The sequence below is a fragment of the uncultured Nisaea sp. genome, assembly GCF_963974195.1.
In the GTDB taxonomy this organism is placed as follows: Bacteria; Pseudomonadota; Alphaproteobacteria; order Thalassobaculales; family Thalassobaculaceae; genus Nisaea.
Window position 1 is genome coordinate 1 of the sequence record NZ_CAXBDC010000180.1, and the last position, 4,207, is coordinate 4,207.

The 4,207-nt window shown below is 61.4% G+C and carries 2 protein-coding genes and 1 pseudogene; 1 reads left to right on the forward strand and 2 read right to left on the reverse strand.

Going from position 1 to position 4,207, the window contains the following annotated elements; translation table 11 throughout:
- Nucleotides 1–547: pseudogene (locus tag AAC126_RS21800) on the reverse strand (metFprotein); the annotation flags it as partial.
- A 257-nt stretch (nucleotides 548–804) separates the two neighbouring features.
- Here AAC126_RS21800 and AAC126_RS21805 point away from each other — a divergent pair.
- Nucleotides 805–2,007, forward strand: a complete 1,203-nt coding sequence (locus AAC126_RS21805) for a hypothetical protein (RefSeq protein WP_339857478.1) — start codon at nucleotides 805–807, stop codon at nucleotides 2,005–2,007.
- 53 nt (nucleotides 2,008–2,060) lie between these two features.
- Here the strand turns inward: AAC126_RS21805 and AAC126_RS21810 are convergent, their stop codons facing one another.
- Nucleotides 2,061–3,377: a peptidoglycan DD-metalloendopeptidase family protein gene (locus AAC126_RS21810; protein WP_339857479.1), complete on the reverse strand. Its 1,317-nt coding sequence runs from the start codon at nucleotides 3,375–3,377 to the stop codon at nucleotides 2,061–2,063.
- Nucleotides 3,378–4,207 lie beyond the last annotated feature (830 nt).

The following is a 4,207-nucleotide window of genomic DNA, read 5'->3' on the forward strand; positions in this document are numbered from 1 at the left end:
ATTTCAGGATGGCGCCCGCATCGAAGCAGAACTGGGTCTCGATATAGGTCTCGATACCGGTTTTGGCGGCCCAGTCGTTCTTGGCCTTCAATGCGATGGCGAGACCGTCGACGGAAATGTCGGGGGAGCCTTCAGGATGTCCGGCCACGCCGACCTTGCGGATACCGGCGGCCTCAAGCCGGCCGCTCCGCAGCACATCCATGGTCTCGGCAAAGGGGCCGGCCGGGCTGTCGACACCGCCGCCGATCACCAGAACCTCGGTGACGGCGGCTTCTTCGATGAGGCCCTGAAGGTAATTGGCAAGCGCGGCGTCGCTTTCGATGCTGCGCGCGGCGATGTGGGGGACGGGTTCCATACCCTCGGTCCGCAGTCTGCGGCAGACCGCGACGGTGTCTGAAATGGAGGAGCCGGGGAGGTGCGTCACGTTGACGGTCGTTCCAGCGGGAAGCAACGCGCCGAAATCATCCACCTTGGCGGCGGAGCCGGGCGTGGTCTCGACCGAGAAGCCCCGTACCAGAGTCTGGATATCCGTCATGCTCGCGGCCATCGCCCTCTCCTCAGATTCCGTTGGCGCCTGATCGCGCTGTTCTTCGGATTTAAGGGCAGATGCGGGATTTCAATTGCTGTCCCGCGTCACAACTTCTCCCAATTGCGACACGTTTCACGAATCTGTCGCCCGGAGGTCATGCCAGCGATCCGGGTGTTCCTACCCCTGTTTGCCGGAGGTCGGCGGCTCATCCATGGCAGCATCTGCTGCAGACGGGTATTGTCTGGTTCCAATCCTCAGTCCGGTGCTTTCCTCTCATGATCGAAGCCTTCTTCGCGGTTTCCGCCCTGGCCCTCTTCGCGGCAATCCTGTTCACCCGGATCGGCCGGTCGGAGGTCTGGCGGGCGATGGTGGCGCCTTTGGCGTCGATCATCGGCAGCGGCTTTCTGGTGTCGGCGCCGTTGCTTGGCCGGGAGCTTGGCGGCTTCGCGATTCTGGGCATTGCCGGTCTCTGCGCCTTTGCCTGGGTCATCGGCGGCGCTGTCCGTTACAACATTCTGCATGTCGAGCCGCTGCTGGAGCAGCCGGAGCCGCCCCGCAACATCGCGGTTCTGGAGAGACTGAGCGTCTTCACCCTGTTTTTCGCCTATGTGATTTCCGTCGCTTATTATCTGGCGCTGCTCGGTGCCTTTGTCGTGAAGCAGGCGACCGGCGCGGCCGATCCGGTGATGGCGAAAATCATCGCGACATCATTACTTGGCCTGATTGGCTGGCTCGGCTGGTCCGGCGGCATCAGGAAGGTGATCCGTATCGAATCCGGTGTGGTTGCCCTGAAGCTGGCGATCATTGGCGGTTTTCTGGTGGCGCTTGCGGCTTATTGCGCTGGGTTGTTGTGGGAGGGCGCACCGGTCTTGCCGCCGGAGCCGCGCGGGGACTGGGGCAGCGTGCCGGTGCTGCTTGGCATGCTGATCATGGTGCAGGGGTTCGAGACATCGCGCTTTCTCGGCGAGGAATTCGGCCGGGAGATGCGGGTGCGGACCATGCGGTACGCCCAGCTCGCCGCGACCGGGATCTATGTTGCCTTCTTTGCGCTCTTGTCACCGCTGATGAATGCGGCGATGGACGGGTCGGGCGAGACGGCGGTGATGGATGCGGCCTTGCTGGTCTCGCCCCTGCTGCCGCTGGCGCTCACCTTCGGTGCCGTTGCCAGCCAGTTCAGCGCCGCTGTCGCCGATGCCATCGGTGGCGCGGGGCTGGCCCATGGCGCCACCCGGCGGCTGAACGGACATCAGGTTTATCCGGTCCTGGTCTTTATTTCGGCGCTGGTCTTGTGGGAGACCGATATCTACGGGGTTATCGCCCTCGCGAGCAGGGCGTTCGCTATCTATTACATGCTGCAATGCGGGATCGCGGCAATCGCCACGGCGAAAGCGGGCGGGCAGGGATACGCGATTGCGGGGCGGGTATTGCTCGCCCTGTTCTGTGCTGTCGTCGCACTATTCGGCATCCCCGCCGAATAGCGGTGATGCCGAATATATCGTGTCTGGAAGAGCGTTCTGGAGCGCCGTGACGATCAGTTGCTTTGCGCGGCAACCAGCGTGTTGTCATCCCGGGCAACGGCGATCTTCTGATCCAGCGCGGGCAGGGCCGCGGCGAACCGTTTCAGTTCCTGGCCCTTCAGTTTTTCACCCGCGGGCAGCTTCACGCTCATCGGATTGCGCTGACGGCCATTCTCCAGCACTTCATAATGCAGGTGCGGGCCGGTGGAGCGGCCGGTCGTGCCGATATAGCCGATCGTCTCGCCCTGCTTGATCCGTGCGCCCTTGGTCAGGCCGCGCTTGAAGCCGGACATGTGGGCATAGGCTGTCTTGTAGGTGCTGTTGTGGCGGATGCGGATGTAATTGCCGTAGCTGCCGTTGCGGCCGATATAATCAATGACGCCATCGCCGGCCGCCATGATCGGGGTGCCTCGCGGCGCGGCGAAATCGGTGCCGCGATGCATCTTGGTGAAGCCCAGGATCGGATGCTTGCGCTTGCCGAAACCGGATGACAGACGGGCGCCGTTCACCGGGGTGCGCATCAGCGTCTTGCGCACGGACTGGCCCTTGCGGTCGAAATAATCGGTCACGCCGCTTTTCGGGGTGTACTGGTAATAGGCCAGCTCCTTGCCGGAGAGCGTCATTGCCGCGTAAGTGATGTTGCCGGTCCGGACCAGGGTGCCGTCGCTGGTGCGCTGTTCGTCATAAAGCACTTCGAACCGGTCGCCCTTCTGGATATCGCGCTGAAAGTCGACATCGAAGCTGAAGATCCGGATCATGTCGTGCAGTACGGCGACCGGGATGCCCGCATCGACGGCTGCTTCATAGAGACTGCTGCCGATCACGCCCGCGCCGAACGCGTCGCCGCGCTGCAGGGCCTTTTCCTTGACGTCGGCCTTGTAGGCGCCGTCATCGGTATAGCGCACCTGAATGGTGCGGACCGGATCTGCCTTGAAGGAAAGAGAGACCAGGCTGGGAGAGGTTTTCGTATCCGCCGGATCTTCCAGCGACAATTCGAACAGCTGGCCGATCTGCATGCGGCGGGGATCATAGACCTCGGTCAGCGCCTCGATGGCGGCATGGGCTTCCCGGCGGTCGACCTCGTTCTTGGTCAGCAGCTTCATCAGGGTATCGCCACGCTCTACCTTGACCGCGCGGGTCTCGAGTGCCGGCGCACTGTCTTCGGGAGAGGGGATGGTGAAGCTGGTTTCGCTGGATGCATCAGCAGTGGTGGGATCGGTGTCCGGGCCGCCAACGGTCCCGAACATTGCGAACCCGCCGATACCGGCCAGCAGAACGGAGCCGAGAACGCCAGCGATGAGAGCCGAACGTGGGCGAGCCCGTTGTTTCATGAAGCCAATCCCGAATTGTAAGATATTTCGGGAGATTCTGTTGCGAACGGGTTTCGAAGTCAAGATGAACTGCAATTGAATCAGTGCCCTGATGGTGCAAACTTAAAGCGAAAAATTAAATCGGGAAGAGGTATTGTGGAGATCGCGCATAGAGTGCTGCGACTGCGCGAGGCTCTAAAGTCAGCTATAGCCCGAGTTTTTGCTGTCCGGAAGTCACTATTTTGTCGCGCCGGATCAGGAGGAGTCGCTTGCCAGGCCACGGTTTGGCGGTGCGGCTGTCACAGCAAGGATACCTGCCGGGCTTGAGGCCATTAACGCTGGCCATCTCCATGTCTCTTATAGGTATGGATAAAGGGGCGCTTGTGAACATGGACCATTCGGTGGGGCGGCAGTTATATGTCCGCCGGTGACAGGGGGGCGAATACGCCTGTAAGGGCACCTAATAGGAAGGGGCTGGCATCTCTGTCTGTGGCCGCCCGGTCCGGGGCGGATATGCTCCCCATAAGACAGAGGGATCGTTGACGATGGTTCTGGCGGGGGGGCATGCATATCGCATGACCGGTTTTCCAGCGTCTGTTCCTCGCGTGCTGTTTCCCAAATCTTGATTCCTGGCCCGGCTCCGGGCGGAGGCGGCAATAGGCCCGCCGGAATGAGACTCAAAACAGATTGCCAGGGGCCGGCGGTGAGGCCTGTTCGGAAGGGGTCGGGGTGGCCGTTCCGAAAACCTGATCGTGAAAATGGCGGAAATCCGGGAGTTCGTGCTGTTTTTTTCAGTGAGCGTCATTTTTTTGCAAATAAGTGTTTGACGGTTTGTCGGGGTGGGTCGTATA

Coding starts and splice junctions, on each gene's coding strand:
- AAC126_RS21805 (WP_339857478.1), top strand. CDS start 805: ATGATCGAAGCCTTCTTCGCGGTTTCCGCCCTGGCCCTCTTCGCGGCA.
- AAC126_RS21810 (WP_339857479.1), bottom strand. CDS start 3,377: ATGAAACAACGGGCTCGCCCACGTTCGGCTCTCATCGCTGGCGTTCTC.